The organism is Saccharopolyspora mangrovi, from assembly GCF_035320975.1.
Lineage (GTDB): Bacteria > Actinomycetota > Actinomycetes > Mycobacteriales > Pseudonocardiaceae > Saccharopolyspora > Saccharopolyspora mangrovi.
In genome coordinates this window covers 1-26,399 of the sequence record NZ_JAWLNX010000029.1, presented here as the reverse complement: position 1 = coordinate 26,399, position 26,399 = coordinate 1, and the positions used below count along the sequence as shown (strand labels likewise).

Genomic DNA, 26,399 nt, shown 5'->3' with positions numbered 1-26,399 from the left:
ATGCAACTCGAACGGGCGCTGCGGTGAGTGGAAATCTTTCGGTATCGCTCGGCGGCATTGGACTCTTGATGCGCGAAAACAGAGTCTACTTCCACAAAACGCGAACTCCGTTTCTTTGAGCGCGGAGATTCGAATCCTGCGGAGGTGCTCCCGTGCGCGTAGCGTCCACGTCCGTGACCGGAGGTGCGCCGTCGGACCGCGCATACAGTCGCGCTGGGGTGCTCGGCGCGAGAAGCGTTGGCGCGGAAGCCGATTCGCGAGGTGGGTTGCTCTGCGCGGGGTTGTTCGCGCTGGTGCTGTCCACGCGGTTCCTGATCGATACGCGCTGGCCGGGCACAGCGGGCTGCTGGTCATGGCTGCGGTCATGACCGCGCTGACCGCGACGATGTCCCTGGTGCGCGGGCCTGCCCGCAGGGCTGGAGGGCTACGGCGGCTACGCGGCGTCCTTGGGTGCGGAGGGGTTCGGACGGCTCGTGCTCCTCGGCTCCGCGTGGATCGGCGTTGCCCACGCGAGGACGTCGCGGCAGGTGTCGATGAGCCGTTGCCGCAGCACCGCCGCCTCCTCGGCGAACTCCCGCTGGCGGCGCACGTACTCGGCGCGGCCCTGCGGCGTCTCGATCGGCACCGGTTCGTAGCCCAGCTCGCGCAGGTCGTACGGACTGGCGCACATGTCCAGCTCGCGCACCCGCACCGCCAGTTCGAAGCAGTCGGCGATGAGCTCACCGGGCACGAACGGGTCGAGCTTGTAGGCCCATTTGAACAGATCCATGTTGGCGTGGAGGCAGCCCGGCTGCTCCAGCCGGACCTGGTCGGCGCGCGAGGGCTGCAGCGCGTTGAGCGGGCGGGCCTGCGGGGTGAAGAACCGGAACGCGTCGTGGTGCGTGCAGCTGATCGGCATCGACTCCACGACCTCGTCGGTGCCCTCGTGCCCCAGCCGCAGCGGCCAGCTGCTGTGCCGGACGTCGTCGGGCGCGGTGCGGTAGACCATCGCCCACTCGTGCAGGCCGAAGCAGCCCAGCCGGGCTTGGCGGGACGCGGTCGCGCTGAGCAGGCCGAGGATGAACTCCGCCGAGTCGCGCCGCTTGTCGGTCAGCGCCGCCGGGTCCAGTGCCACGCCCTCCGCGGTCTCGGTGAACCCCTTGCGGGACAGGAACTCCTGGCCGTTGACCAGCGCCACGCCGACGCCGGGCTGCCAGCGTTCCAGGCGGGCCGGGCGGAACGAGTAGTAGGTGAACAGGAAGTCCAGCACCGGGTGCTTGCGCTGGTGGTGCTGCCGCTCGCGGTGCGGTGCGGTCCACCGGGCCACCCGCTCGCGGTGGGCGGCCTGCCGCGCGCGCCACTCCTGCTCGGTCAACACCAACATCGCTGGTCAGGGTATCGGACGGGGGAGTCAGTGGTGGAACTGGAGCCAATCCAGCTGCAGCGCCTCGCCGCCGACGTCCGAGCTGATGACCAGGTAGACGTTGTGGACGCCGCTCACGTCGTGGACGAGCTTGACCGGGACGGTCTTCCAGGCGGAGTCGCCCTTGAGGTCGGCCACGTTGATCTGGGCGATCTTCTCACCGACGGGGCTGATCAGGCGGACGGAGATGGACGCGTTGGCCGTGGGCGGGACCGAGGTGCGGAACCGCGCCGAGACCTCGCTGGCCGGCAGAGCACCGAAATCGACCTGGTCGAACCGCACCACGTGCCCGGACATCAGCGGGCCGGCGTAGGTGACCCCCTGGTAGCTGGTGGTGCTGAACGGCCGTCCCGACCAGCCGGCCTTCTCGGCCTCCATCGCCAAGTAGGCGCTGCCGGTGGGGTTGCTGGGCTTGACCGACGAACCGCTGTCGTGGTCGCCGCCGTTCCCGACCGCGTAGCCGAACACCGCCGCCCCGGTGATCAGGACCAGCGTCACCGCGCCCGCGATGAGCGTGGTCCGCTTGATGCGGCGCCGGGACGCGGGCTGCTCCGACTGGGAACTCCGGGGGTGCGGGCCGTTCGCGGCCACCGGCCCGGGCCAGGCCCCGGACTGCGCGGTCAGGTGCGGCTGCGCGGCGCGCATCTGCTGCGGCGGGATCTGCGGCTGCGACGCTCCCGCCACCGGCCGGGGCTGTGTCGGCGGAGTCGGGGTCACCCGCGGGATCGACTGGCGGCGGTCGGCCTGCCGCGCGGGCTGGCGCGGAGCCATCGCCGGAGGCGGCGGCGTGGTCTGGATGCGTTCGGTGGCCGCCGGGGCGTCGGGATCCAGCAGCGGCTCGAACGGCTCGTCCCCGGCGGAGCGGACGATCTCGTGCAGCCTGCGGCGCACCTCGACCAGCGGCATCCGCCGCTCCGGATCCTTGACCAGCAGCCCGCCCAGCACCTCGCCGATCGGCCCGGTCTGGTGGTGGCGGGGGAGCGGCCCGTGCACGATCGCGCTGATGGTGATCAGCGGATCGTTGGTCTTGTCGTACGGCGGGCGGCCCTCGGCGGCCGAGTAGAGCGTGGCGCCGAGGCTCCACAGGTCGGCGTAGGAATCGAGCGTGCCCCGCCGCGCGATCTCCGGCGGCAGGTAGGCGGGCGTGCCCAGCAGCACCTCGGAGCGGGTCATGGTGGTCTCAGCGATGTTGCGGGAGAGGCCGAAGTCGGCGAGCTTGACCTGCCCGCGCGGCGCCAGCAGCACGTTGCCGGGCTTGACGTCGCGGTGCACGATCCCCACGTTGTGGGCGGCCTCCAGCGCGGCCGCGACGCCGTCGATCATGACGGCCAGCTGGTAGTGGTTGAGCGCCCGGTGCTTCTTCAGGATCGCCGACAGGCTCTGCCCCGGAACGAGTTCCATGACCACGTACGGGCTGTCGTCCTCGCGCGCCACGTCGTAGAGCATCACCGTGTTCGGGTGGCTGAGGGTGGCCATCGCCCGCGCCTCGCGCAGGGCCCGTTCCCGCAGGTCGGCGGCCTCTTCTTCGGGCACGTTGGCGGGCAGGTGGAGCTCCTTGACCGCCACCGGTCGCTCCAGGAGCTCATCCGTCCCGGACCAGACGTAGCCCATCCCGCCCTTGCCGATGGTGCGGTCCAGCCGGTACCTGCCGCCGATCACGCGGCCCGAAGAAGATGTGTCCGCGTGGGACGGCGAGAGCTGATCATCTCGCACGCGAGGACACTACCGAGTGAAGTTCCCCGTTCGCGCCGGGGGCATCACCGGCGCGAACTGGGAAAACGTGATTTTGCGGCCGTTCGGGTGGTGCCGGTGCCGCCGGAGTTTCTCGCGAAGTTGGGCCATCTGGGCGAGGCGCGCTGGTCCGCGCCTCGCCCGGTCAGCGCACGTGCGTGCCGTCGCGGACGGTGCCCACGTACTCCTCGACGAGGTCCTCCAGCGCCACGACGCCCACCGCCGCGCCGCCGGAGTCCACCGCGGCCGCCAGGTGGCTGCCCGCCCGGCGCAGCGAGGTCATCGCCTCGTCGAGCCGCGCGGTGACCGGCACGGTCGGCAGCTCGCGCCGCCGCACGTCGGCGATCGGCGTCTGCGGGTCGTCGCCCGCCTGGTCGAGCACGTCCTTGACGTGCAGGTAGCCGAGGAGCCCGCCGTCGTCGCCGCGCACCGGGAAGCGGGAGAAGCCGGTGTCGGCCACCAGCCGTTCCACGTCGCCCAGCGTCGGGCGCCCCGGCAGCGTCGTGACCTCCGGCAGCGGGACCAGGACGTCGGCGACGGTGTGCTCCACCGACGACAGCGTCTGCGCGAGCCTGCGGTGCTCGGAGTGCTCCAGAAGGCCCTCGCGGCGGGACTCCACCAGCAGCTCGGCCAGCTCGGCCGAGGTGTAGGCGGTTTCCAGCTCGTCCTTCGGCTCGATCCGCAGCAGCTTGAGCACCGCGTTGGCCATCATGTTGAACAGCGCGATGAACGGGCGCGCCAGTTGCACGAACCCCACCAGCGCGGGCACCAGCCACAGCGCCATGCGCTCCGGCTCGGCCAGCGCCAGGTTCTTCGGCACCATCTCGCCGACCAGCACGTGCAGCACCACCACGATCGCCAGCGCGATCGTGAACGCCACCGCGTGAGTCACGGCCTCCGGGATGCCCAAGGCCGTGAACGGGCCCTCCAGGGTGTGCGCGACTGCGGGCTCGCCGAGGCGGCCCAGGCCCAACGAGCACAGCGTGATGCCCAGCTGCGCGCTGGTGAGCATCAGCGAACCCTCCTGGCTCGCCTTGATCACCGTGCGCGCCCGGCCGACGCCCTGGGCCAGCAGCGCCTCGAGGCGGTCGCGGCGCGAGGACAGCAGCGAGAACTCCGCGCCCACGAACAGCGCGTTGAGCACCAGCAGGAGCACGCCGAGCAGCAGTGCGAAGGAGTCGCTCATCGGGACGCCTCCATCACGTCGGCGCGCGCGGGCTGCTTGGTCAGGCGCAGCTCGGCGATGCGGTGCTTGTCCATGCGCATGATGGTCAGCCGCCAGCCGGCCACGTCCAGCAGGTCACCGACCGACGGGATGCGGCCCAGCCGCCACAGCAGCAGTCCCGCCACGGTCTCGTACTCGCCCTCGGGCATCTCGAACCCGGTGGCCTCGGCGAGTTCGTCGGGGCGCAGCAGGCCGGAGATCAGCCACGAGTCCTCGCCGAGCCGGCGCACCGCGGAGATCTCCAGCCGGTCGTGCTCGTCGCGGACGTCGCCGATGATCTCCTCGACCACGTCCTCCAGGCTCACGATGCCCGCGGTGCCGCCGTACTCGTCGACGACGACCGCCAGCTGCAGGCCGGAACCGCGCAGCCGGTTGAGCAGCGCGTCACCGTCCAGCGTCGCCGGCACCGTCGGCACCGGCCGGGTCAGCGTCTCCACCCGGGTGGTCTCCCGGCGCGCGGCCGGGATGCCGAAGGCCTGCTTGACGTGCACGACGCCCTGCACGTCGTCGAGGTCGCCGCCGTGCACCGGGAAGCGCGAGAAACCGGTGCGGCGGGCCAGGTCCAGCAGGTCCACCACGGTCTCGCCGACCTGCAGCGAGGCGACCCGCACGCGCGGGGTCATCAGCTCCTCGGCGGTGCGGTCGCCGAAGCGCAGCGAGCGGTCCATCAGCCGGGCCGTGGACTCGTCGAGGGTGCCGTGAGCCGCGCTGGAACGCACGATCGAGCCGAGCTCGTCGGGGGAGCGCGCCGAGCGCAGCTCCTCCTGCGGCTCGATGCCCAGCCTGCGCACCACCCAGTTCGCGCTGTTGTTCATGGCGTCGATGAGCCACTTGAACACCTGCGAGAACCGGGCGTGGTAGCCGGAGACGGCACGCGCGGTGGGCAGCGGGCGGGCGATGGCGAGGTTCTTCGGCACCATCTCGCCGAAGACCATCGACAGCGCGGTCGCCAGCAGGATCGCCAGCGCCAGCGACACGCCCTCGGCCACGCCCAGCGGCATGCCCAGGGCCGACATGACCGGCTGGATCAGGTCGCCGATGAGCGGCTCGGCGACGTAACCGGTGATCAGCGTCGTCAGCGTGATCGCGACCTGAGCACCGGAGAGCTGGAAGGACAGGGTGCGGTGCGCCCGCTGCACGGCGTGGGCGCGCTTGTCGCCCACGGAGTGCACGTGAGCGTCCACGGTGGAGCGCTCCAGCGAGGTCAGCGAGAACTCGGCGGCCACCGCGAGACCGGTGCCCAGCGTGAGCACCGCGATGAACAGCAGGCCGACCACGGCCAGCAGGATTTCGATCAACCCTCGGCCCGCCTCGTGCTGGAGCCAGTGGGTCGGGAAGAGCCGGGTCTGCTGCCCGGCTCGGTACTGCTTCCCTCAGGGGATTGTGCCGCAGGCACTGAAGTGCTCACTCCCGTGAATTGAAAAGACCGGTTGGAAATGGTCTTAACGAGTATACCGGCGGTTCTGGGGTGCCTTCAGCATCGCCACGATCACGATTCGCGGCTTTCCCGGAGTTGGCGTTCGCGGCCACGCGTGCGGTGCCGTTCGACCGGCGGCATGCTCCCCACCAGGTGCGATGGCGCGGTGAGGGGTCCGTTGTGGCCGGTCCGTGGCTGCTTCTCGCCCCGGAGGTCTGGTCCAGTCTACCTAGAAGTAACCTGCGACAAAGTCGTCGCGGTCACCGCCGCGCTGAACAATCACGAGAGGACGTGATCGTGAGCACACCCACGGTTGCGGACGCGCCGCAGAAGGGTTTCTTCGGACACCCGCGCGGTTTGTTGACGCTGTTCTTCACCGAGATGTGGGAGCGGTTCTCCTACTACGGCATGCGCGCCATTCTGGCGTACTACCTGTACTACGCCGTTTCCGAAGGTGGTTTGGGCATACCCGAATCCACCGCGCTGTCGGTGGTCGGCGTCTACGGCGCCTCGGTCTACATGACCGGCGTCCTCGGCGGCTGGCTGGCCGACCGGATCATCGGCGCGCAGCGCGCGGTGCTCTACGGCGGCGTGATCATCATGCTCGGCCACATCGGACTCGCCCTGCCCGGTGGCATGACCACCGTGCTGCTGGGCCTGGTGCTGCTGGTGATCGGTACCGGTCTGCTCAAGCCCAACGTCTCGGGCCTGGTCGGCACCCTCTACAGCGAGCAGGACACCCGCCGCGACGCCGGTTTCTCGATCTACTACATGGGCATCAACCTCGGTGCCTTCGTCGCGCCGTTCGTCGTGGGCACGCTCGGTGAGAAGGTCAGCTGGCACCTCGGCTTCGGCGTCGCCGCGATCGGCATGGCGGCGGGCCTGGTGCAGTACGTCCTCGGCCAGAAGCACCTCGGCACCGGCGGCCTCGCTCCGGTCAACCCGCTGCCCGCCGAGCACAAGGGCCGCGTCCTGGGTCGCGCCGGCGGCATCGCGCTGGGCTTCGTGCTGGTGCTGGTCCTGCTGTCGGTGAGCGGCGTGATGGGACTGGAGGGCCTGGTCAACCTGATCAGCGTCATCTCCGCGGTGCTGCCGGTCATCTACTTCGCGGTGATGCTCTCCAGCAAGCAGATCACCAAGATCGAGCGGGACCGGCTGATCTCCTACATCCCGCTGTTCCTGGCCACCGCGCTGTTCTTCATGCTGTTCGAGCAGCAGCCGAACACGCTCGCGAACCTGGCCGAGGCCGACACCGACCTCAACGTCCTCGGGTTCGCCGTCCCGGCCTCTTGGTTCCAGTCGGTCAACCCGCTGGCGATCATCATCCTGGCGCCGGTGATGGCGACGCTGTGGATGAAGCTGGGCTCGCGGCAGCCCTCCACCCCGCAGAAGTTCGTCGGCGGTCTGTTCTTCGTCGGCGTGTCGTTCCTGTGGGTGGTGCTGTCCAAGGTCGTGGCTGGTGACGACGGCAAGCACCTGCCGATCATGCTGGCCCTGGTGTTCGTGATCATGACCGTCGGCGAGCTGATGCTCTCTCCGGTCGGCCTGTCGGCGACCACCAAGCTGGCGCCGAAGGTCTTCGCCTCGCAGATGATGGGCCTGTACTGGCTGGCCCCGGCGATGGGTCAAGGCCTGGGCGCCCAGCTGGTGAAGTTGTACTCGGTGGACAACCAGCAGCTGTACTTCTCGATCGTCGGCGTGGTCACGATCGCGTGCGCGGTGCTGCTGCTGGTCTCCGCGCGCAGCATCAAGCGCTACATGCACGGCGTGCTCTGACGCCCGACGCGACGGAAGAAGGCCGGTCCCCGAGCGGGGGCCGGCCTTCTTCCGTCCTGGGGGTCAGCGCAGGTCGTAGGTTCGGGAGCTGCGGGTGTCCGGGGCCGACGGGTCGGGCTCCGGGTGACCGGGGATCGCGACGTCCTCGGGCGGCAGCAGGCCGCCCACCAGGTAGTCCGCGCCGATCCGGTCCGCCTCGGCGTTGCCGGACAGCGCCCAGACCCCGTGCTTGCCCGCGTCCCGCTCGGTGACCAGGACCGACGAGGGCAGTGAGTGGTGCATCTCGACCGCCCCGGCGTAGGGCGTGGCCACGTCGTGCTCGGAGTTGAACATCAGCACCGGCGGCAGGCCCTCACCGGTGATCTTCGCGGGCTGCTGCCGGGGCGCCTGCCAGGTGCGGCACGGGGCGACCGTCCAGCTGTTGAACCACGCGGCGAACGGGTGCTCGACGGCCATCCGGCGGGAGTCGCGCTCCCACTCCGCGCGCCGGGTCGGCCACGGCGCGTCCGCGCACTCCACGGCGTTGTAGATGGCGTTGCCGTTCTCGGCCAGGGCGTCCTTCGGTTTGACCATCGCCGCCAGCCCGCGGTCGTCACCGCGCAGCCGGAAGTCCGCCAGGCCCTGGGCCAGCGGCTGCCAGTCGGACTCGCCGTAGAGAGCGTTGAAGCTGATCTCGATCAGCTCCGAGGGCCCCAGCGGACCGCGCGGAACCCGGCGCAGTTCCGCCTGCACGCCCTCCCATGCCGCCTTCACCGCCCGCTGGTCGGTGCCGAGGTGGAAGACCCGGTCGTGCCGGGCGACCCAGCCGAAGAAGTGGTCGAGGCGCTGCTGCGCGGCCACGTCCTGGGCCAGGTTGTTGCCGTACCAGATCTCCGAGGTGTCGGGGTTGACCGAGCTGTCCAGGACCATCCGGTCCACGCGCTGCGGGAACAGCTGCCCGTAGACGGCGCCGAGGTAGGTGCCGTAGGAGTAGCCCAGGAAGCTGATCTTCTGCTCGCCCAGCGCGGCCCGGATCAGGTCCATGTCGCGGGCGTTGGTGGGCGTGTTCAGGTGCGGCAGGTACTTCCCGGCGCGCTGCGCGCACCCGTCGGCGTAGGCCTCGGCGCGGCGCCAGTTGATCTCTCGGGCGGTGGGGGAGTCCGGGTCGGGCAGCGGGTTGGCCCAGTGCGTCGCCGGGTCCGCGCAGCTGATCGGCGTGCTGTGCGCGGTGTTTCGGGTGTCGAAACCGATCAGGTCGTAGGAGTCGCGAACCTGCTGCGGCACCAGCTCCGAGAGGGTGCCCGCGAAGTCCACGCCCGGGCCGCCGGGACCACCGGGGTTGACGAGCAGCGCGCCCCGGCGTGCCTGCGGGTTCCGGGCCGGCAGCTTGGAGATCAGCAGCTGCACCTGCTCGCCGCCCGGGTTGGCGTGGTCCAGCGGCACGTCGATGGTGGCGCAGCGCAGCTGCGGGTACGGCGTGGCGACGTCCTGCGGGCACGGACCGAACTGCGGTCCCGGTTGCGCCGCAGCGGTGCTCGCCGCGGCGGGTGCGACGGCCAGGACGGCGACCGCCGCCAGGCCGAGCGCGATCGAACGCTTCACGTGGGGGCTCCTCAAGCGCGTGGAGGCAGTTGATCTCGCAGCGTATGAGTGGTCGCCACGGCGTCCTACGGACTCGGTGCCGTGTCGCCAGAAGGGGGCGTCAGCTTCGCCCGGCCAGGTGAGCTTCGGTGCCGAGCTCGCGCGCCAGCTCGTCGAGCACCTGCGTCGTGCGGTCCAGGAACCGGACGCTGCGGTGCAACGACGTCGGCCCGTCGGTGAGCGATTCGGCGAGGTCGTGCAGCTCGTCGGAGCTGCGGTGGGCGGCGCCGATGGCCTCCTCGAACGGCACCTGCCCCTCGTCGGTGAGGGATTCGGCGGCGTCGGCCAGCGCCCACAGCTGCTCGGCCAGCCGCTCCCGGGTGTCGGCGTCGACCATCTCGGCCGCGTCGCCCAGCGCCACCGAGAGGTTGCGGACGTAGAAGGCGCAGCCGCTGAGCTTGGCCGCCATCCGCTGCACCTGGCTGCGCCGCGACCGGAAGCGGTAGGCCGTCAGCGGGCTGGCGCTGGTGAGCACCTGCTGCAGCGCGTCGTCCAGCGCGCGGGTGGGTTCCTGCAGGTCCGATGCGGTTCCGTGCTCGCTGAGCTCGGTTCCGGTGCTGCGCAGGAAGTCCCGCAGCGCCTTGAGGAACTCGGCGGTGTTGTTGCGGACCACCTCGCGGGTGCGGGTGGGCAGCACGAACACCGCCGCCAGCACTCCGGCCAGCGCGCCCACGGCCGTCTCGGCCAGCCGCGTCTCCAGCACCGCGATGTTGAAGGTGCCGAGCATCCCGTACAGCGCGCCGAGCAGCGTGGTGATGAAGAACGTCATCGCCGCGTAGGAGTAGCCGACGAAGTAGAACGCCAGGAACACGCACAGCAGGATCACCGCCAGCTCGGCGGTGAGATCACCGCTGACCTGCGCGGCGACCAGGATCCCGGCCAGCACCCCGAAGATGGTGCCCGCGGTGCGCTGCCAGGCGCGCACGAGCAGCTCGCCGCGGCTGTTGGTGCTGATGAACACCACGAACGCGGTGATCACCGCCCAGTACCAGCGGTTGGGCGAGACCAGCTGGCCGAGCACGATCGCCAGCCCGGCCGCGACGGTGACCTGGATGGCGGTGCGCAGCTCCGGCCGGGCCAGGCCGGTCTGCTCGTCGGCGGTCTCCTCGGTGCCGTCCTCGGCTTCGATCTCGGTCTCGTCGCCCTGCTCGCCGAGCTCGCCGGTCGCCTCGGCCAGTTCCGCCAGTTCCGTGCCGAGGCGACGGATGGCCATCGCCAGCTCCACCGAACCGCGGTCCTCGACCTGCTCGGAGACCCGGCGGGTGGCCTCGCGGATCTGCTGCGGGTGGCTCTGCAGCACCGACAGCAGCGCGCCGACCGCGTGCGGCACGGCACCACCACCGCTGGGGTGGTCGACCAGCTGCAGCAGCCGGGTCACCAGGTTCTCGGCGGCCAGTTCGACGTCGAGGATCCGCTGGCGCAGCACGCTGCGGCTGGCTTCGGAGAGCTGGTCCAGCCGGCCGACGGTGTTCTCCAGCATCAGCGAGGTCTCGTTCAACCGGGCCGAGTGGTTGTGCAGCCTGCGCCGCCGGGCCGTCGACTGCGGCTGCTCGGCGACGTCGCGCACCGCGTGCAGGAGCCCGTGCACCTGGGCGCGCAGCGTGCGCCGGCCGCGCGCCAGCACCCCTTCGGGATCGTCGCGCAGCACCAGGAACCGCAGACCGGCCGCCGCGACGGTGCCGATGAGCACCGCGACCAGCAGTGCCGGGAACTGGGCGGGCGGCGGGCGCAGGAACATCGCGAAGAAGTAGCCCATGAACGCGACCATGCCCAGCGGGAAGAACCGGGGACCGAACCGCCGCACGTACACTGCGACGAAGATGACCACCAGGAACACCGCGCTGTGCAGCAGCGGTGAGAACTGCGTGGCGATCGACAGGCCCAAGGCCGCCAGCACCGGCAGCGGCAGCAGCGCGTAGGTGATGGCCTGGTCGCGCCGGTCCGGGTCGTTGACGCCCAGCGAACCGTTGATCGCCACCACCGCGCCGATCATGGCGCTCGGCAGCGGCTGACCCCACCAGGCCAGCAGCGGCACCGAGGCCGCCAGCGTCAGGGCGACGGCGAGCGTGACCCGCACGGCCGTGCGCAGCCTCCGCAAGGACGGATCGGAAGCGAGGAAGCGGTTCCACCACTCGCTGCCCATGCCGCCCGCGCTCCTTCACCTCAGCCGACCCGTGGCGTGAGATTACGCCGGACGGCGGCCGTGCTGTGGTATCACCGACCCCGGTGGCGTCGCACGCTCTCCTCGACGACGTCGAGCACCGAGCCCAGGTGCTTGGCGGGCAGGCCCATCGCCAGGTGCGAGACCAGGCCCTCCAGGACCAGTTCCAGGTAGGCGGTCAGCACGTCCACGTCGACGTCGTCGCGCAGGTTGCCGGACTCGCGCTGCCACTGCAGGCGAGCCCGGGTGGCGGCGGTGAGCAGCTCGGAGCGCTGGGCCCACCGGTCCCGGAACTCGGTGTCGGTGCGCAGCCTGCGGGAGACCTCCAGCCGGGTGCCCAGCCAGTCGGCGCCCAGCGCGCGCGCCTCGGCGCCGGTGGGTTCGTCGAGCAGGTTGCGCATCACCTGCACCAGGCCCCGCTCGGCGACCACGTCGGCCATCCGCGCCGCGTCGTCCTCCGCGAGGGCGAGGAACAGCGATTCCTTGTCCTTGAAGTGGTGGAAGATCGCCCCGCGGGACAGCCCGGTGGCTTCTTCCAGGCGTCGCACGGTGGCACCCTCGTAACCGAAGCGCGCGAAGCAGGACCGCGAACCGTCGAGGATCTGACGGCGTCGCGCGTCCAAGTGGTCCTGGCTGACCCGGGGCATGCGGTGAATCCTCGCAGGACAGTCCTGGCCGTCGCAATCCGTACGTACGTTTTGTTGGCGTTTCCCGCCGATTCCCACCCGAACCGGGCTGTTTCGGGCGTTTTCGCCCGGGTCGATAGCAGCTGCCCGAGCGCAGAACAAGGGTCGCGACTGTCAGGGGTGGGCGGTAGCGTCGGTAGCCGGCCAATCACGGGCGGTGATGATCTTGCCGATATCGACCGATCCTGCAGCCGACGAGTTCCCGACCTCCAGGGTGCGCACCCGTGCGGAGGCCGAAGCCTACGTCGCGTCGGTCTGCTTCAAGCACGGCCCTCCGCGCCTGCTGGGCGTCGAACTCGAATGGACCGTGCACCACCGATCCGATCCGGGACGTGCCATCGACGCCGAGGCGCTGATCGCCGCGCTCGGCCCGCACGCACCCCGCTCCCTGGTCCCCGACAGCCCGCAGCAGGCGCTGCCGAACGGCTCCGTGCTCACCGTTGAGCCTGGTGGCCAGGTCGAGATCTCCAGTCTTCCCACCACGTCGCTGCGTTCCCTGCTGAGCGTGGTCGCCGCCGACTCCGACTACCTCCGCCGCCGCGTCGAGGAGGCCGGTCTCGCGCTCGGCGACAGCGGCATCGATCCCCACCGGTACCCGAACCGGATCCTGCGAGTCCCGCGCTACCAGGCGATGGAGACCGCGTTCGACCGCATCGGCCTGGACGGCCGGCTGATGATGTGCAGCACCGCCGGGGTGCAGGTGTGCCTGGACGCCGGCGAGCCGGAGCGGATCGCCGCCCGCTGGAACGCGCTGCACGCCCTCGGCCCGGTGATGATCGCGGCGTTCGCGAACTCGCCCCGGCTGTTCGGCCGGGAGACCGGCTGGGCCTCCACCCGCACCCGGGTGCTGCTCGACACCGACCCGCCGCGCACCCGGCCCGGCCCGACCAGGGGAGATCCGGTCGCCGGCTGGGCGAGGCGGATGCTGGACATGTCGATCGTGTGCCGCCGGCGTGACGGCGACGACTGGTCGGCGCCCAGCGGGCTGAGCTTCGCCGAGTGGATCCACGGCGGGCTGTCCGAACCGCCCACCCGCGACGACCTGGACTACCACCTGACCACCGTATTCCCGCCGGTCCGCGCGCGCGGCTACCTGGAAGTGCGGTACCTGGACGCGCAGTCCGGCACGGACTGGATGCTGCCCACCGCGGCGCTGGCGGTGCTGTTCGCCGACGAGTCCGTTGTGGACAAGGTGGCGGTGATGGCCGCACCCGCCGCTGGGCGCTGGGTGCACGCCGCGCGCTCCGGCCTCGCCGACCCGGTGCTGGCGCGCTGCGCCCGCGAGATCTTCGACCTGGCCTGCCGGCTGCTCGACGAGGTCGGCGAAGGGCTGTCCGACCGCCTCGCCGAGCACCTCGCCCGGCGGCTGAGCTGAACCCGTCACGACCGGAGGTGCGCACGGTGAAGAACCTTCAGGAACTGGAAACCGAGGACCTGCGCGAACACGTCGCCGCCGAACTCGCCCGCACCCGGCGGCGCAGCGCGCAGCTCACCGACGCCGTCGACGACGAGGACCTGGTCAAGCAGCACTCGCCGCTGATGTCGCCGCTGGTGTGGGACCTCGCGCACGTCGGCAGCCAGGAGGAGCTGTGGCTGGTGCGCGACGTCGGCGGGCGGGAAGCCATCCGGCCCGACATCGACGACCTCTACGACGCCTTCCAGCACCGCCGCGCGGACCGCCCCGAACTGCCGCTGCTCGGCCCGCGCGAAGCCCGCGACTACATCGGCACCGTGCGGGACAAGGTCTTCGACCTGCTCGACGAGACCCCGATGGAAGGGCGCAGGCTCGTGGAGCAGGCGTTCGCGTTCGGCATGATCGTGCAGCACGAGCAGCAGCACGACGAGACCATGCTGGCCACCCACCAGCTCCGGGACGGCCCGCCCGCGCTCACCGCCGAGTCCCCACCGCCCCGGCCGTCCGAGGCGCTGCTCGCCGAGGTGTTCGTGCCGGGCGGACCGTTCACGATGGGCACCTCCACCGAGCCGTGGGCGCTGGACAACGAACGCCCGGCGCACGAGGTGCACGTGGACTCCTTCTACCTGGACACCACGCCGGTCACCAACGCCGAGTTCGCCCGGTTCATCGACGCCGGTGGCTACCGCGAGCCGCAGTGGTGGAGCGACGCCGGACTGCGCTACCGGCACAAGGCCTCCCTGGAAGCACCCAGGTTCTGGTTCCGCGACGGCGATCGGTGGCTGCGCCGCCGGTTCGGCCACGTCGAAGAGGTGCCCGGCGACGAACCGGTCGTGCACGTCAGCTTCTACGAGGCCGAGGCCTACGCCGCCTGGGCGGGCAAGCGGCTGCCCACCGAATCGGAGTGGGAGAAGGCCGCCCGCCACGACCCGGCCACCGGACGCTCCCGCCGCTACCCGTGGGGAGATGAGGACCCGGAGCCCGAGCACGCCAACCTCGGCCAGCGGCACCTGCAACCGGCCCCGGCGGGGGCCTACCCGCTGGGCGAGTCGCCCTGCGGTGCGCGGCAGCTCATCGGCGACGTGTGGGAGTGGACCTCCAGCGACTTCCTGCCCTACCCCGGCTTCGCGGCGTTCCCGTACCGGGAGTACTCCGAGGTGTTCTTCGGTTCCGACCACAAGGTGCTGCGCGGCGGCTCGTTCGGCACCGACCGCTCGGCGTGCCGGGGGACCTTCCGCAACTGGGACTACCCGATCCGGCGGCAGATCTTCGCGGGCTTCCGCTGCGCCCGCACCCCGATCGCGGACGAGTGCTGAGCATGTGCAGGCACCTGGCCTACCTCGGGTCCCCCGTGTCGCTGGCCGAGCTGCTGCTCGACCCGCCGCACTCGCTGCTGGAGCAGTCCTGGGCCCCCAACGACATGCGCGGCGGCGGCACCGTCAACGCCGACGGCTTCGGCGCCGGCTGGTTCCGCGACGACGGCACCCCCGGCGTCTACCGCAACGGCGCGGCGATGTGGACCGACACCTCGTTCCCGCCGCTGGCGCGGGACCTGAGGGCCTCGGCGGTGGTGGCGGCGGTGCGCTCGGCGACCGTCGGCATGCCCGTCGGGCCCGAGCTGTGCGCGCCGCTGACCGACGGGCGGCGGCTGTTCAGCCACAACGGCAAGGTCGGCGGCTGGCCCGACTCGTTGGCCAAGCTCGCCGCGCGGCTGGACCCGGCGGAGCTGCTCACCGCCCAGCCCACCGACTCCGCCGTGCTGTGGGCGCTGCTGCGGCAGCGCCTCGCCGACGGTACCGCGCCGGAGACCGCGATGGCCGAGCTGGTGGCCGAGGTGCACGCCGCCGCGCCCGATTCGCGGCTGAACCTGCTGCTCGGCGACGCCAACCGGATCGTGGCCACGACCTGGACGCACTCGCTGTGGGTGCGTCGCGAACCCGACGCGGTGACCGTCGCCTCCGAGCCGTTCGGCTCGTCCGACGGAGCCGAGTGGGTGGAGATCCCCGACCGCTGCCTGGTGGTCGCCGACACCGAACACACCGAGGTCGTATCCCTGGGGGAGGATCCGTGCGACATCCCGAACTGACCGTGCGCTTCACCGATGCCGACGCCGATCGCGAACTGCGCGCCGACGTCCGGGAAGGACTCACCGACCACCCGAAGTGGCTCTCGCCCAAGTGGTTCTACGACGCCCGGGGCAGCGACCTCTTCGAGCGCATCACCGAGCTCGACGAGTACTACCAGACCCGCGCAGAGCACCAGATCCTGCGGCGAACGGCGCTGACCATCGCCGAGCTCACCAACGCCGCCACGCTGGTCGAACTCGGCTCGGGATCGTCGGAGAAGACGCGGCTGCTGCTCGACGCCCTCGGCAAGCACGGCACGCTGCGCCGGTTCGTGCCGCTGGACGTCTCCGAATCCGCGTTGCGCGGCGCGGTGGCGACCATCGAGGCCGACTACCCGGATCTGGAGGTCTCCGGAGTCGTCGACGACTTCACCACCGGCCGCCTCGACGAGGGCGAGGGCCGGCTGGTGGCGTTCCTGGGCGGCACGATCGGCAACCTGCTGCCGGAGGAACGCGCCGGGTTCTTCGCCGCGCTGCACTCCGCGATGCGGCCGGGGGAGTGGCTGCTGCTGGGAACTGATCTGGTCAAGAAGCCTTCGCGGCTGATCCGCGCCTACGACGACGCCCAGGGGGTGACCGCCGAGTTCAACCGGAACGTGCTGCAGGTGCTCAACAACCGGCTCGGAGCCGACTTCGACGTGGACTCCTTCGAGCACGTGGCGCGCTGGAACGCCGACCAGGAGTGGATCGAGATGCGGCTGCGCGCGCGGCGCCCGATGCACGTGCGGGTGCGCGAGCTGTCGCTGGACGTGGAATTCGCCGAGGGCGAGGAGATCCGCACCGAGATCTCGGCCAAGTTCCGGCGCAACCGCATCGCCGACGAGCTGGCCGTGGCCGGTTTCGACCTGGGCAGCTGGTGGCTCGACGACGCGGCGGAGTTCGCGCTGTCGCTGTCCATCGCCCGCTGAATCACCGCTCCAGCTCCTGCTCCGGTGGGCCGGGAAGCCGCGACATGCACCGCACGCACGGCATCCCGGCCGGGCGCTCGGAGATCTCCGCCACGTACGAGGGGATCTGCAGGCCGCACAGCGTGCGCCACGCGGCCGGGAAGGGGCCTTCCGGTCGGGTCGCCAGATGCGTCTGGCGACGGGACTCGGCGACCACGCCTGCGGCGAAGCGCACCGCGACCACTGTGCTCATCGTGTCGCCCCCGGTGTTGTGCTCCGCCCCGTCGCAGGCTCGTGTCCACCGGATCTCCCGGCAGGCAGCGGGCGGACAGGGCGTCGTGGTTTCGGTTGGTCAATTTCCCCACCTCCGCGGACGGGACTCGTCCGCGAGGGGTGCGTGACGCGAGGCTAGGTGGGTTGACCCAATCGGCCCAACGCCCATGCGCGGAAAAGCCCAATTGATCACTCGAAGGGGTTCCCGAGGGTCCGAGGATCACGGCCGGTGACGGCATGCGTGGCGGGAGCGAATAGGGCCGGCCACGCGACGCCAGCTACTGGGGGGAGGTGCTGGTGTGGCGTGACCGGCGGGGCACAGGCTACACCCGGTGCGCGCGCGGTCATCGGGGGTAGCCGTTAGCGCGTCCCGCCGAGCTGATCACAGGGCCTCGGGCATGGCCGCGCGGCCTCCGAGGCGAGAGACTGGCGGGATCGCCACGAGGCCGTCAGAGCAGGAGGAAGCATGTCGGATTCGCTGTTGGCGCGGCACAAGGCCGTGCTGCCGGACTGGCTGTCGCTGTACTACGAGGAGCCGATCGAGATCGTCAGCGGCTCGGGACGCCACGTCACCGACGCCGACGGCAACACCTACCTGGACTTCTTCGCCGGCATCCTCACCAACGCCATCGGCTACGACATCGACGAGATCAGCGACGCGGTCCGCCGCCAGGTCGACACCGGCGTGCTGCACACCTCGACGCTGTACCTGATCCGGCAGCAGGTGGAGCTGGCCGAGCGCATCGCGGAGCTGTCCGGGCTGCGCAACCCGAAGGTGTTCTTCACCAATTCAGGCACCGAGGCCAACGAGACCGCGCTGATGCTGGCGACCCAGAAGCGCCGCAGCAACCAGGTCCTGGCGCTGCGCAACTCCTACCACGGGCGGGCCTTCGCGACGCTGGCCGTGACGGGCAACCGCGGCTGGTCGGCGACCTCCCTGTCGCCGCTGAAGGTCAGCTACGTGCACGGCGGCTACCGCTACCGCAGCCCGTTCTCGCAGCTGTCCGACGCCGACTACATCGCCGCCTGCGTCGACGACCTGCGCGAGGTCATCGAGACCACCACCGCCGGCGACGTTGCCTGCATGATCGCCGAACCGATCCAGGGCGTCGGTGGTTTCGCGACCCCGCCCGACGGGCTGCTGGGCGCTTTCGCCGAGGTCCTCGACGAGTACGGCATCCTGCTGATCTCCGACGAGGTGCAGACCGGGTGGGGCCGCACCGGCGAGCACTTCTGGGGCATCCAGGCCCACGGCGTGACACCCGATGCGATGACGTTCGCGAAGGGCCTGGGCAACGGGCTGGCGATCGGCGGCCTGGTCGCCGAGGCCGAGCTGATCGACGACATCGGCGCGAACTCGATCTCCACCTTCGGCGGCAACCCGATCTCCACCGGTGGCGCCCACGCCGCGCTGGAGTACCTGCTCGAGCACGACCTGCAGGGCAACGCCGCCAAGCTGGGCGCCCAGCTGCTGCAGGGGCTGCGCGCCCACGAGTGCGCGCTGATCGGCGACGTGCGCGGCAAGGGCCTGATGATCGGCGTCGAACTCGTCGTGCCGGGCGGCAAGCAGCCCGCACCGGAGGCCGCCGCGAGGGTGATGGAGCTGGCCAAGCAGCGCGGCCTGTTGATAGGCAAGGGCGGGTTGCACGGCAACGTCCTGCGCCTGGCGCCGCCGATGACGCTCACCGAGTCCGAAGCGGCCCACGCGCTGCGGATCCTCACCGAAACCGTCTCGCTGGCCGAGCAGGAGCTGTTCTCATCATGACCGAGCTGATCAACCACTGGATCGCGGGCAAACCCGCCGAAACCGCCCCCGAGCGCACCGGGAAGGTGTTCAACCCCGCCACCGGGGAGCAGACCGGGACGGTCGCCTTCGCCGACGGATCCGATGTGGACTCCGCCGTGGCCGCGGCGGCCCGGGCGCAGCGGGAGTGGCGGCGCGCGTCGCTGGCCAAGCGGTCCTCGGTGCTGTTCGCGTTCCGGGAACTGCTCAACAAGCGCTCCGGCGAGCTCGCCGAGATCATCACCGCCGAGCACGGCAAGGTCCTGTCCGACGCGGCGGGGGAGGTGCAGCGCGGGCTGGAGAACGTCGAGTACGCCTGCGGCATCCCGAACCTGCTGCAGGGCGGGTTCTCGGAGAACGCCTCGACCAGCGTCGACGTGCACTCCACGCGGCAGCCGGTCGGCGTGGTCGGGGTGATCTCGCCGTTCAACTTCCCGGCGATGGTGCCGCTGTGGTTCGTGCCCAACGCCATCGCCTGCGGCAACTCGGTGGTGCTCAAGCCCAGCGAGAAGGACCCGTCGGCGGCCCTGTTCATCGCCCGCCTGTGGCAGGAGGCGGGGCTGCCGGACGGCGTGTTCAACGTCGTCCAGGGAGACAAGGTCGCGGTGGACGCGCTGCTGGAGCACCGCGACGTCAAGGCGATCTCGTTCGTCGGATCCACCCCGATCGCCCGCTACGTCTACGAGACCGGCACCGTGCACGGCAAGCGGGTCCAGGCGCTGGGCGGCGCGAAGAACCACATGGTGGTGCTGCCCGACGCGGACCTGGACCTGGCCGCCGACGCCGCCGTGTCGGCCGGTTTCGGCTCGGCCGGTGAGCGCTGCATGGCCGTGTCCGCGGTGGTGGCGGTCGACCCGGTGGGCGACGAGCTGGTCGCCAAGATCGCCGAGCGGATGGGCAAGCTCAACGTCGGCGACGGCCGCCGCTCCTGCGACATGGGGCCGCTGGTGACCGCCGCGCACCGGGACCGCGTGACATCCTACGTGGACGCGGGTCTGAGCGCCGGCGCGGAGCTGGTCGTCGACGGCCGGGGCGTCGAGGTCGATGGCGCCGAGGGCGGCTTCTGGCTCGGCCCCACGCTGTTCGACCACGTCAGCACCGGGATGTCGATCTACGCCGACGAGATCTTCGGCCCGGTGCTGTCGGTGCTGCGCGCCCCGAGCTACGACGCCGCGCTGGAGGTCCTCAACGGCAACCCCTACGGCAACGGCACCGCGATCTTCACCGAGAGCGGAGGGGCGGCCCGCCAGTTCTGCGAGGAGGTCGAGGTGGGCATGGTGGGCGTGAACGTGCCGATCCCGGTCCCGGTGGCGCAGTTCTCCTTCGGCGGGTGGAAGGACTCGCTGTTCGGCGACTCCCACGCCTACGGTCCGGACGGCATCCGCTTCTTCACCCGCACCAAGGTCATCACCACGCGCTGGCCCGACCCCTCGCACGGCGGCGTGAACCTCGGTTTCCCGCAGAACAGCTGAAGCGCTCCGGTCAGCCCCGGAGCATTTCGGGGCTGACCGGAGGTGATCGTGGTTCATCTCCTACGCTGCCGGGCATGCCCGCTCTCAGCCCGCAATCGGTCCTGGAAGGACGCAGCTCCAACCGCGCGCCGGTGTCGTTGATCATCGGCCTGGTGATCTCCGGCGTCTGCATGCTGCTGGCGTTGGCGTCCTACTTCCTGCTGGTCCCCGGCGCGCCGGGCAACGTCGTGATCGGCATGCTGCTCGCCTTGCCGACCGCGATCGTGCTGGTGGCGCTGATCCTGCTGGTGGACCGGCTGGAACCGGAGCCGAGGCTGAACCTGCTGGTCTCCTTCGGCTGGGGCGCTGGTGTGGCGCTGCTGGGCGCGCTGATCATCAACTCGCTCGGCGAGTCGGTGCTGGCCGTGGTGCTCGGTCCGGAAACGGCCACGGTGCTGACGGTTTCGGTGATCGCTCCGGTCGTGGAGGAGAGCTTCAAGGGCGCCCTGCTGCTGTTCCTGCTGCTGGTCCGCCGCAACGAGATCGACGGGCCGACCGACGGGATCGTCTACGCGGCCCTGTGCGGGCTGGGCTTCGCGCTGGTCGAGAACGTCCTCTACTACATGCAGGGCCTGGCCTCGGTGCCCGGCGAGATCTGGGGCACCGTCCTGATCCGGGGCGTGGTGGCCCCGCTGGGACACCCGATGTACACCGCGATGACCGGGCTGGGCATCGCCTACGCGGCCACCCACCGGGGTGCGGGCCGGTTCTTCGCGCCGATCCTCGGCTGGTGCGCGGCGGTGTTCCTGCACGCCCTCTGGAACGGCGGCTCGGTGCTGTTCGGCATCGGCGGCCTTGTCGTGGCCTACCTCGTCGAGGCCGTGGTGCTGGTGGTCTTGGTGGTCGTCCTGGTCCGGGACCGCCGGCGGCTTGTGCACCTCATCGGCCGCTACCTGCCGTCCTACATCCCCAGCGGTCTGGTGGCGCCCAACGACATCCAGATGCTCGGCACGATGACCGGCCGCCGCCAGGCCCGGAACTGGGCTCGTCACCAGGCGGGCGCCGTCGGGGCGCAGGCGATGGGCGACTACCAGCTCGCGGCCACCGAGCTCGCCCTGCTGCACTCCCAGGCCGAACGCCGCACGATCGACCCGCAGGCGTTCTTCGCTCGCCGGGGGCAGATCGTCACGCTGATGGGGATGGCGCGCGACGCGTTCTTCCGCCGCACGCCGCAGCCGAAGCCGGCGCCCTGGGCGCGCAACGAGCAGTCGGGCTTCTTCACCATGCCGAAGCAGCTGACCGACATGCCGACCCACAAGCCGCGCATCCAGCCGCCCAACCAGCCCCCGCCGCGGCCTCCGCAGCCGCCCGGACCCCAGCCGCCTGGCCCGCAGCCGCCTGGCCCGCAGCCGCCTGGCCCGCAGCCGCCTGGCCCGCAGCCGCCTGGCCCGCAGCCGCCTGGCCCGCAGAACCCGGGTCAGCAGCGGCCGTGGCGGTGAGACCGGGGCTGTAGATCGGAGCCGATCTACAGCCCCGCTTTCTCGCGGGTGTCCTCCGGTGCCGCCCGCCGTGCTCGAAGGAGCTTCTGCAGCAGCGGAAGCAGGACGACGACGACCAGCAGGGCGAGCAGCGCGCCCGAGATCGGCCTGGTCGCGAACCCGGTCGGGTCGCCTTCGAAGAGCAGCAGCGACCTGCGCAACGAGGTCTCCAGCAGCGAACCCAGGACGAACGCCAGCACCAGCGGACCGGGTTCGAAGCCGAACTTCTTCATCAGGTAACCGAGGGCGCCGAACGCGATCACCAGCACGATGTCGAAGACGCTGTTGCGGACGGTGTAGACGCCGATCAGCGTGATCAGCACCGTGATCGGGGCCAGGACCGACTCGCGCACCCGCAGGATCTTCACGAACAGGCCGACCAGTGGGATGCTCATGATCAGCAGCAGGACGTTCCCGATGTACATCGAGTTCACCACGCCCCAGAACAGCTCCGGTTCCTCGTCCACGAGCTGAGGTCCTGGGGTCACGCCCTGGATCAGCAGCGCGCCGAAGATCATCGCCATCGTCGCGTTCGCCGGAATGCCCAGCGTCAGCAGCGGGATGAACGACGAGGTGGCTGCCGCGTTGTTCGCCGTCTCCGGCGCGGCCACGCCCTCCACCGCACCGCTTCCGAAGCGTTCCGGGGTCTTCGACCGGCGCTTCTCCAGCGCGTAGGCCGCCAGCGAGGACAGCGTCGCGCCGCCGCCGGGCAGCACGCCCAGGACGAACCCGAGCACCGACCCGCGCCCCATCGCACCCGAGGCCTGGCGGAGATCTCCTCGCGAGGGCCACACGTTGGCGACCCTGCCGGGCGCTGCCGCGGCTTTGCGCCGTTGTTCGAGGTTGTGGAGGATCTCGCCGATCCCGAACAGGCCCATCGCGATGGGCACGAAGTCGAGCCCGTCGGAGAGCGCGAGGACGTCCAAGGTGAAGCGCTCGGAACCGGTGAACGCATCCCGCCCGACCGTTGCCAGCAGCAGGCCGACGCAGGCGGCGATGATCGCCTTCACCTTGCCGCCGTTGCTGACCGTGGCGACCAGCAGGATCCCCAGCAGCGCCAGGGCGGTGTACTCCGGCGGGCCGAAGTCCAGCGCGAACCCGGCGATCAGGGGCGCCAGGAACGACAGCGCCACGATCGAGAGGGTGCCTCCGGCGAACGATCCGATGGCCGCGATGCCGAGGGCCGTTCCTGCCTTGCCCTGCCGCGCCAGCGCGTGCCCGTCGAAGACCGTCACCACCGACGACGCCTCGCCGGGCAGCCGCAGCAGCACCGAGGTGATGGTGCCGCCGTACTGCGCGCCGTAGAAGATGCCGGCGAGCATGATGATCGCGGTCACCGGCTCGACGTTGAACGTCAGGGGCAGCAGGATCGCGATCGTCGCGGCCGGTCCCAGCCCGGGCAGGACCCCGACCAGCATGCCGATCACGACACCGATGAAGCAGTACAGCAGGTTGGTGGGTTCGAGAACGACGCCGAACCCCTCGATCGCCGGGGTCAGGAAATCCATCGCCGCTCCTAGGGATTTCAGAACATGTGGGGGATCGGCACGTTCAGCGCGCCGACGAAGATCACGTAGAAGGCGACCACGATGCCCAGGCCGCCGAGCGCGGACACCCGCCACGACTCCCCGCCGAGGAAGCGCAGCCACGCGAAGGCCAGCAGGGCGGAGGGGATTTCGAACCCGATTACGTCGATCACGGCGACGAACCCGATCATCGTGGCGACACCGGCGGCGACCCGCCAGACCGACGACGAGAAGCGTTCGGCGTCAGCCGTGCGGCGGGCCAGCAGACCGAGCGCGATGCCGAGCGCCGTGATCGCCGCGCTGATCAGGAACGGCCAGGTGCCCGCAGCGGGTTCGGCCGCCGTGCCCAACCCGAGCAGTGCCGAGCCGACCAGCCCGCTGGCTCCGAGCGCCACGACGACCAGCGCCACCACCAGGTTCGCCACCGGTCCGGCCGGAGCCGCGTGCTGGTCGCGCCCGACTTCCGGCTCCTGCTCCGCGAGTTCCGGATCGGTGTGGGCCTCGCTCACTTCTCGCCGCCGAGGTCGATCCCGTACTTCTGAACCAGGGCCCGGTAGCTCTCCAGCGAGGAGGTCCACTCCTCGACCACCTGCGCGCCGTCGACCTCGTGCGGTGTCAGCAGGTTCTCCTCGTTGAACTTCTTGTACGACTCAGCCGCGAAGGCGCTCTGGAACGCGGTCCGCAGCCGGTCGACGGCTTCGCGGGGAGTTCCCTTGGGCGCGGCGATCGCGCGGAACTGCGAGACCTCGACGTCGTAGCCCTTCTCCACGGCGGTCGGGGTGTCGGGCAGGTACGGGCTGCGCTGCGCGGAGAACGTGACCAGCGGAACCAGCTCGCCCGCCTTGATCTGGCTGATCGCCTCGCCGAGCTGGACGGAGGCGACGTCGACCTGCTTGCCGAGAACGGCTGTCATCGCCGGGGACCCGCCGTCGAAGGGCACCGCCGTGCCGGGGATGCCGGCGTGCTTGAACAGCAGCTCCTGGGACAGCTGGCTGCCGGTGCCGACGCCGGTGGTCCCGAGCTTGAGGTCGCGGCGTGCGTCGATGAGGCTCTGCACCGAGTTGAGCCCGGATTCGGCGTGGGCCACCAGCACGTAGTCGTCCTGCGAGATGCCCGTGACGACTTCGAAGTCGTTGATGTCGACGGCTTCCTCCGGGCTGACGGCCAGCGGGGTGATGGAGGTCAGCGAGGCGTTGATGACCATCAGGTTCTGGCCGTCGGGCTGCTTGCCCGCCAACTCCTTGGCGGCCAGAGCTCCGTTCGCCCCGGGCGTGTTGACGACCGGGACCGCGACACCGAGGTCCTTCGAGGCCTCATCGGCGAGCGCACGGCCGATGAGGTCCGTGCTGCCTCCCGGGTCCTGCCCGACCACCATCGTGACCGGACCGCTCGGGAACTCGCCTTCTCCACCGCTGGACAGGTTCCCGCCGCACGCGGCCAGTGACAGGGAAAGTGCTGCCGCGACCACCGGCACCACCGCTCGGCGAACTGACTTCTTCGTCAACGCCTTCTCCTTCGTTCCGCTGGGCACAGACCGCGCCGATGTGAGTGCGGTCACGAATGCTCGGGGAAGCCTATGGTCGTCATTCCATGCGTGTCCAAGCCTGTTTTGGCATCGGTCAATACCTTGGATGAATCGACTCCGGATGCCGACGGTCCTGAAACGGACAGTCGATGCGGCGAGGGTATTGATCGATGTCCTTTCGGTCTTGGACCGACATCGTCGGGCGCCCTAATGTCTTGATCACCACGTCCCGAATTGCCACCGCCCCGTTCCATCAGGACCGGGCCCGAGGCTCCCAGCCGAAGATGCCTGAACGGAGACGAATTCCATGACCGCGACCGAATCGGCCACGCTGGACCGCATCACCGGGATCGAGCTCTCCTCGGTGACGCTGCCGCTGCCGACCGCCATCAGCGATGCGAAGGTCCTCACTGGGCGGCAGAAGCCGATGACCGAGGTCGCGATGCTCTTCGCCGAGATCACCACCGAGAACGGCTTGCAGGGCATCGGGTTCAGCTATTCCAAGCGCGCGGGCGGACCCGGCCAGTTCGCCCACGCCCGCGAGATCGCCCCGGTGCTGCTGGGCGAGGACCCCAGCGACATCGCCAAGATCTGGGACAAGCTGGTCTGGGCGGGCGCCTCGGTCGGCCGCAGCGGCCTGTCGGTGCAGGCCATCGCCGCTTTCGACGTCGCGCTGTGGGACCTCAAGGCCAGGCGGGCCGGTTTGCCGCTGGCGAAACTGCTGGGGTCCCACCGCGATTCGGTCCGCTGCTACAACACCTCCGGTGGCTTCCTGCACGCCCCGATCGAGGAAGTGGTGGAGCGTGCAGCGCGCTCGGTGGCCGAGGGCATCGGGGGAATCAAGATCAAGGTCGGTCACCCCGACAGCGCCACCGATCTGGCCCGCGTCGACGCGGTGCGCGAGAAGATCGGCGACGACGTGGCCCTGATGGTCGATGCCAACCAGCAGTGGGACCGTCCCACCGCCCGGCGCATGTGCCGCGCCCTGGAGCCGATGAACCTCGTCTGGATCGAGGAGCCGCTCGACGCCTACGACTTCGAGGGTCACGCGGTCCTCACGTCGACGTTCGACACCTCGATCGCCACCGGTGAGATGCTCACCAGCGTCGCCGAGCACGGCGAACTCATCCGAGCCGGCGGCGCCGACATCGTCCAGCCCGACGCCCCGCGGGTCGGCGGGATCACCCAGTTCCTCAAGGTCATGGCCCTGGCCGAGTCCCGGAACCTCCAGCTCGCCCCGCACTTCGCGATGGAGATCCACGTCCACCTGGCCGCCGCCTACGCCCGCGAGCCGTGGGTCGAGCACTTCGAGTGGCTCGACCCGCTGTTCAACGAACACCTCGAGATCGACGGCGGGCGCATGCACATCTCCAGCCGCCCCGGTCTCGGCGTCACGATCAGCGAGCAAGCCCGAGCCTGGACAGCGGACCGAGCCGAGTTCCGCTCCTAATGGGATCTACCGGGTCGGCTGATCGGGCAGACTCGGTGCCTGGTAGCCGCTGGTGAGTGAGCACTCTCCTCTCCTGGGCCTTGGAGTCCTGGGGTCAGATCGTGCCGTCACTGGTGGTCAGGGGTCTTGATCGCTGATGGGATGTCGTGCCCGCCGGGTGTTGGCGTGAGCACTTGTCGATTAGGTCGCTGACCGGCTCCTGCAGGCTGCCGGAAGGTGCTGTCGGCCATGGAGGTTGGGGTGCTGTTCGTCGGAGATGGCTGGGCTGAGGATCACCACGATGTGGAGGTCCAGGACGAGCAGGGCCGGGTGCTGAAACGGGCCCGGCTGCCCGAGGGGATGGCCGGAATGTCCCGTTTCCATGAGCTGGTCGGCCGGTTCGTGCCCGAGGACGCGCAGCCGTCTGAGG

The 26,399-nt window shown here is 70.5% G+C and carries 20 protein-coding genes and 1 pseudogene; 10 read left to right on the top strand and 11 right to left on the bottom strand.

The features are described from left to right. Window positions 1-433 precede the first annotated feature (433 nt). From R4I43_RS29210 to R4I43_RS29195, 4 genes are all read right to left on the bottom strand, one after another. On the bottom strand, window positions 434-1,363 hold the full coding sequence (locus tag R4I43_RS29210; RefSeq protein WP_324268923.1) for a 3-methyladenine DNA glycosylase: 930 nt from the start codon (window positions 1,361-1,363) through the stop codon (window positions 434-436). Between the two features lie 27 nt (window positions 1,364-1,390). Beyond that, a complete protein-coding gene (locus R4I43_RS29205) occupies window positions 1,391-3,115 on the bottom strand; it encodes a protein kinase domain-containing protein (RefSeq protein WP_324268922.1) in 1,725 nt (574 codons plus the stop codon). Between the two features lie 163 nt (window positions 3,116-3,278). Continuing rightward, window positions 3,279-4,319, bottom strand: coding sequence for a hemolysin family protein (locus tag R4I43_RS29200; RefSeq protein WP_324268921.1), 1,041 nt, complete (start codon window positions 4,317-4,319; stop codon window positions 3,279-3,281). Continuing rightward, a complete protein-coding gene (locus tag R4I43_RS29195) occupies window positions 4,316-5,653 on the bottom strand; it encodes a hemolysin family protein (protein WP_407691337.1) in 1,338 nt (445 codons plus the stop codon). The genes R4I43_RS29200 and R4I43_RS29195 overlap by 4 nt, the downstream gene beginning before the upstream one ends. Window positions 5,654-6,072: 419 nt before the next feature. Between R4I43_RS29195 and R4I43_RS29190 the strand changes: the two genes are divergently transcribed. Continuing rightward, the gene (locus R4I43_RS29190; protein WP_324268919.1) at window positions 6,073-7,551 is read left to right on the top strand and encodes a peptide MFS transporter; all 1,479 of its coding nucleotides are present in this window, start codon (window positions 6,073-6,075) and stop codon (window positions 7,549-7,551) included. A gap of 63 nt (window positions 7,552-7,614) precedes the next feature. Here the strand turns inward: R4I43_RS29190 and R4I43_RS29185 are convergent, their stop codons facing one another. From R4I43_RS29185 to R4I43_RS29175, 3 genes are all read right to left on the bottom strand, one after another. Further along, window positions 7,615-9,132, bottom strand: a complete 1,518-nt coding sequence (locus R4I43_RS29185; RefSeq protein WP_324268918.1) for an alpha/beta hydrolase — start codon at window positions 9,130-9,132, stop codon at window positions 7,615-7,617. Between the two features lie 100 nt (window positions 9,133-9,232). Next, window positions 9,233-11,314, bottom strand: coding sequence for an FUSC family protein (locus R4I43_RS29180; RefSeq protein WP_324268917.1), 2,082 nt, complete (start codon window positions 11,312-11,314; stop codon window positions 9,233-9,235). A gap of 71 nt (window positions 11,315-11,385) precedes the next feature. Next, window positions 11,386-11,979 carry a TetR/AcrR family transcriptional regulator gene (locus R4I43_RS29175; protein WP_324268916.1) on the bottom strand — a complete coding sequence of 198 codons (594 nt, stop codon included), beginning with the start codon at window positions 11,977-11,979 and terminating at the stop codon, window positions 11,386-11,388. Between the two features lie 199 nt (window positions 11,980-12,178). On the opposite strand from R4I43_RS29175, the gene egtA reads away from it, so the two are divergent. The 4 genes from egtA to egtD are packed head-to-tail and all read left to right on the top strand — an operon-like array spanning window position 12,179 to window position 16,465. Continuing rightward, complete coding sequence (egtA, locus tag R4I43_RS29170) at window positions 12,179-13,393, top strand: ergothioneine biosynthesis glutamate--cysteine ligase EgtA (RefSeq protein WP_324268915.1); 1,215 nt, start codon at window positions 12,179-12,181, stop codon at window positions 13,391-13,393. A 26-nt stretch (window positions 13,394-13,419) separates the two neighbouring features. Then, a complete protein-coding gene (gene egtB / locus R4I43_RS29165) occupies window positions 13,420-14,748 on the top strand; it encodes an ergothioneine biosynthesis protein EgtB (protein WP_407691333.1) in 1,329 nt (442 codons plus the stop codon). Window positions 14,749-14,750: 2 nt separating this feature from the next. Beyond that, window positions 14,751-15,518, top strand: a complete 768-nt coding sequence (gene egtC / locus R4I43_RS29160; protein ID WP_324268913.1) for an ergothioneine biosynthesis protein EgtC — start codon at window positions 14,751-14,753, stop codon at window positions 15,516-15,518. Further along, entirely contained in the window at window positions 15,500-16,465 is a 966-nt protein-coding gene (egtD, locus tag R4I43_RS29155) for an L-histidine N(alpha)-methyltransferase (protein ID WP_324268912.1), read from the top strand. Before egtC ends, egtD begins: the two co-directional genes overlap by 19 nt. 1 nt (window position 16,466) lies before the next feature. On the opposite strand, the gene R4I43_RS29150 is transcribed toward egtD, so the two are convergent. After that, window positions 16,467-16,697 (bottom strand): hypothetical protein, encoded by a 231-nt coding sequence (locus R4I43_RS29150; protein WP_324268911.1) that lies wholly within the window; start codon window positions 16,695-16,697, stop codon window positions 16,467-16,469. A gap of 486 nt (window positions 16,698-17,183) precedes the next feature. On the opposite strand from R4I43_RS29150, the gene R4I43_RS29145 reads away from it, so the two are divergent. The 3 genes from R4I43_RS29145 to R4I43_RS29135 all read left to right on the top strand — a co-directional run bounded on the left by R4I43_RS29145 (window position 17,184) and on the right by R4I43_RS29135 (window position 21,450). Then, window positions 17,184-18,482, top strand: a complete 1,299-nt coding sequence (locus tag R4I43_RS29145; protein WP_324268910.1) for an aspartate aminotransferase family protein — start codon at window positions 17,184-17,186, stop codon at window positions 18,480-18,482. Next, entirely contained in the window at window positions 18,479-19,972 is a 1,494-nt protein-coding gene (locus R4I43_RS29140) for a CoA-acylating methylmalonate-semialdehyde dehydrogenase (protein ID WP_324268909.1), read from the top strand. Before R4I43_RS29145 ends, R4I43_RS29140 begins: the two co-directional genes overlap by 4 nt. Before the next feature lie 74 nt (window positions 19,973-20,046). After that, window positions 20,047-21,450: a PrsW family intramembrane metalloprotease gene (locus R4I43_RS29135; protein WP_324268908.1), complete on the top strand. Its 1,404-nt coding sequence runs from the start codon at window positions 20,047-20,049 to the stop codon at window positions 21,448-21,450. Between the two features lie 26 nt (window positions 21,451-21,476). Here the strand turns inward: R4I43_RS29135 and R4I43_RS29130 are convergent, their stop codons facing one another. Genes R4I43_RS29130 through R4I43_RS29120 form a run of 3 tightly spaced genes read right to left on the bottom strand, consistent with a single transcriptional unit; the run spans window position 21,477 to window position 24,519 of the window. Beyond that, the gene (locus R4I43_RS29130; protein WP_324268907.1) at window positions 21,477-22,997 is read right to left on the bottom strand and encodes a tripartite tricarboxylate transporter permease; all 1,521 of its coding nucleotides are present in this window, start codon (window positions 22,995-22,997) and stop codon (window positions 21,477-21,479) included. 17 nt (window positions 22,998-23,014) lie between these two features. Beyond that, entirely contained in the window at window positions 23,015-23,524 is a 510-nt protein-coding gene (locus R4I43_RS29125; protein WP_324268906.1) for a tripartite tricarboxylate transporter TctB family protein, read from the bottom strand. Continuing rightward, entirely contained in the window at window positions 23,521-24,519 is a 999-nt protein-coding gene (locus R4I43_RS29120) for a tripartite tricarboxylate transporter substrate binding protein (protein ID WP_324268905.1), read from the bottom strand. Before R4I43_RS29120 ends, R4I43_RS29125 begins: the two co-directional genes overlap by 4 nt. Before the next feature lie 328 nt (window positions 24,520-24,847). On the opposite strand from R4I43_RS29120, the gene R4I43_RS29115 reads away from it, so the two are divergent. Together R4I43_RS29115 and R4I43_RS29110 are read left to right on the top strand one after the other, a co-directional pair. Further along, window positions 24,848-25,990: an L-talarate/galactarate dehydratase gene (locus R4I43_RS29115; RefSeq protein ID WP_324268904.1), complete on the top strand. Its 1,143-nt coding sequence runs from the start codon at window positions 24,848-24,850 to the stop codon at window positions 25,988-25,990. Window positions 25,991-26,218: 228 nt separating this feature from the next. Next, window positions 26,219-26,399, top strand: a pseudogene (locus R4I43_RS29110) (IS110 family transposase); the annotation flags it as partial.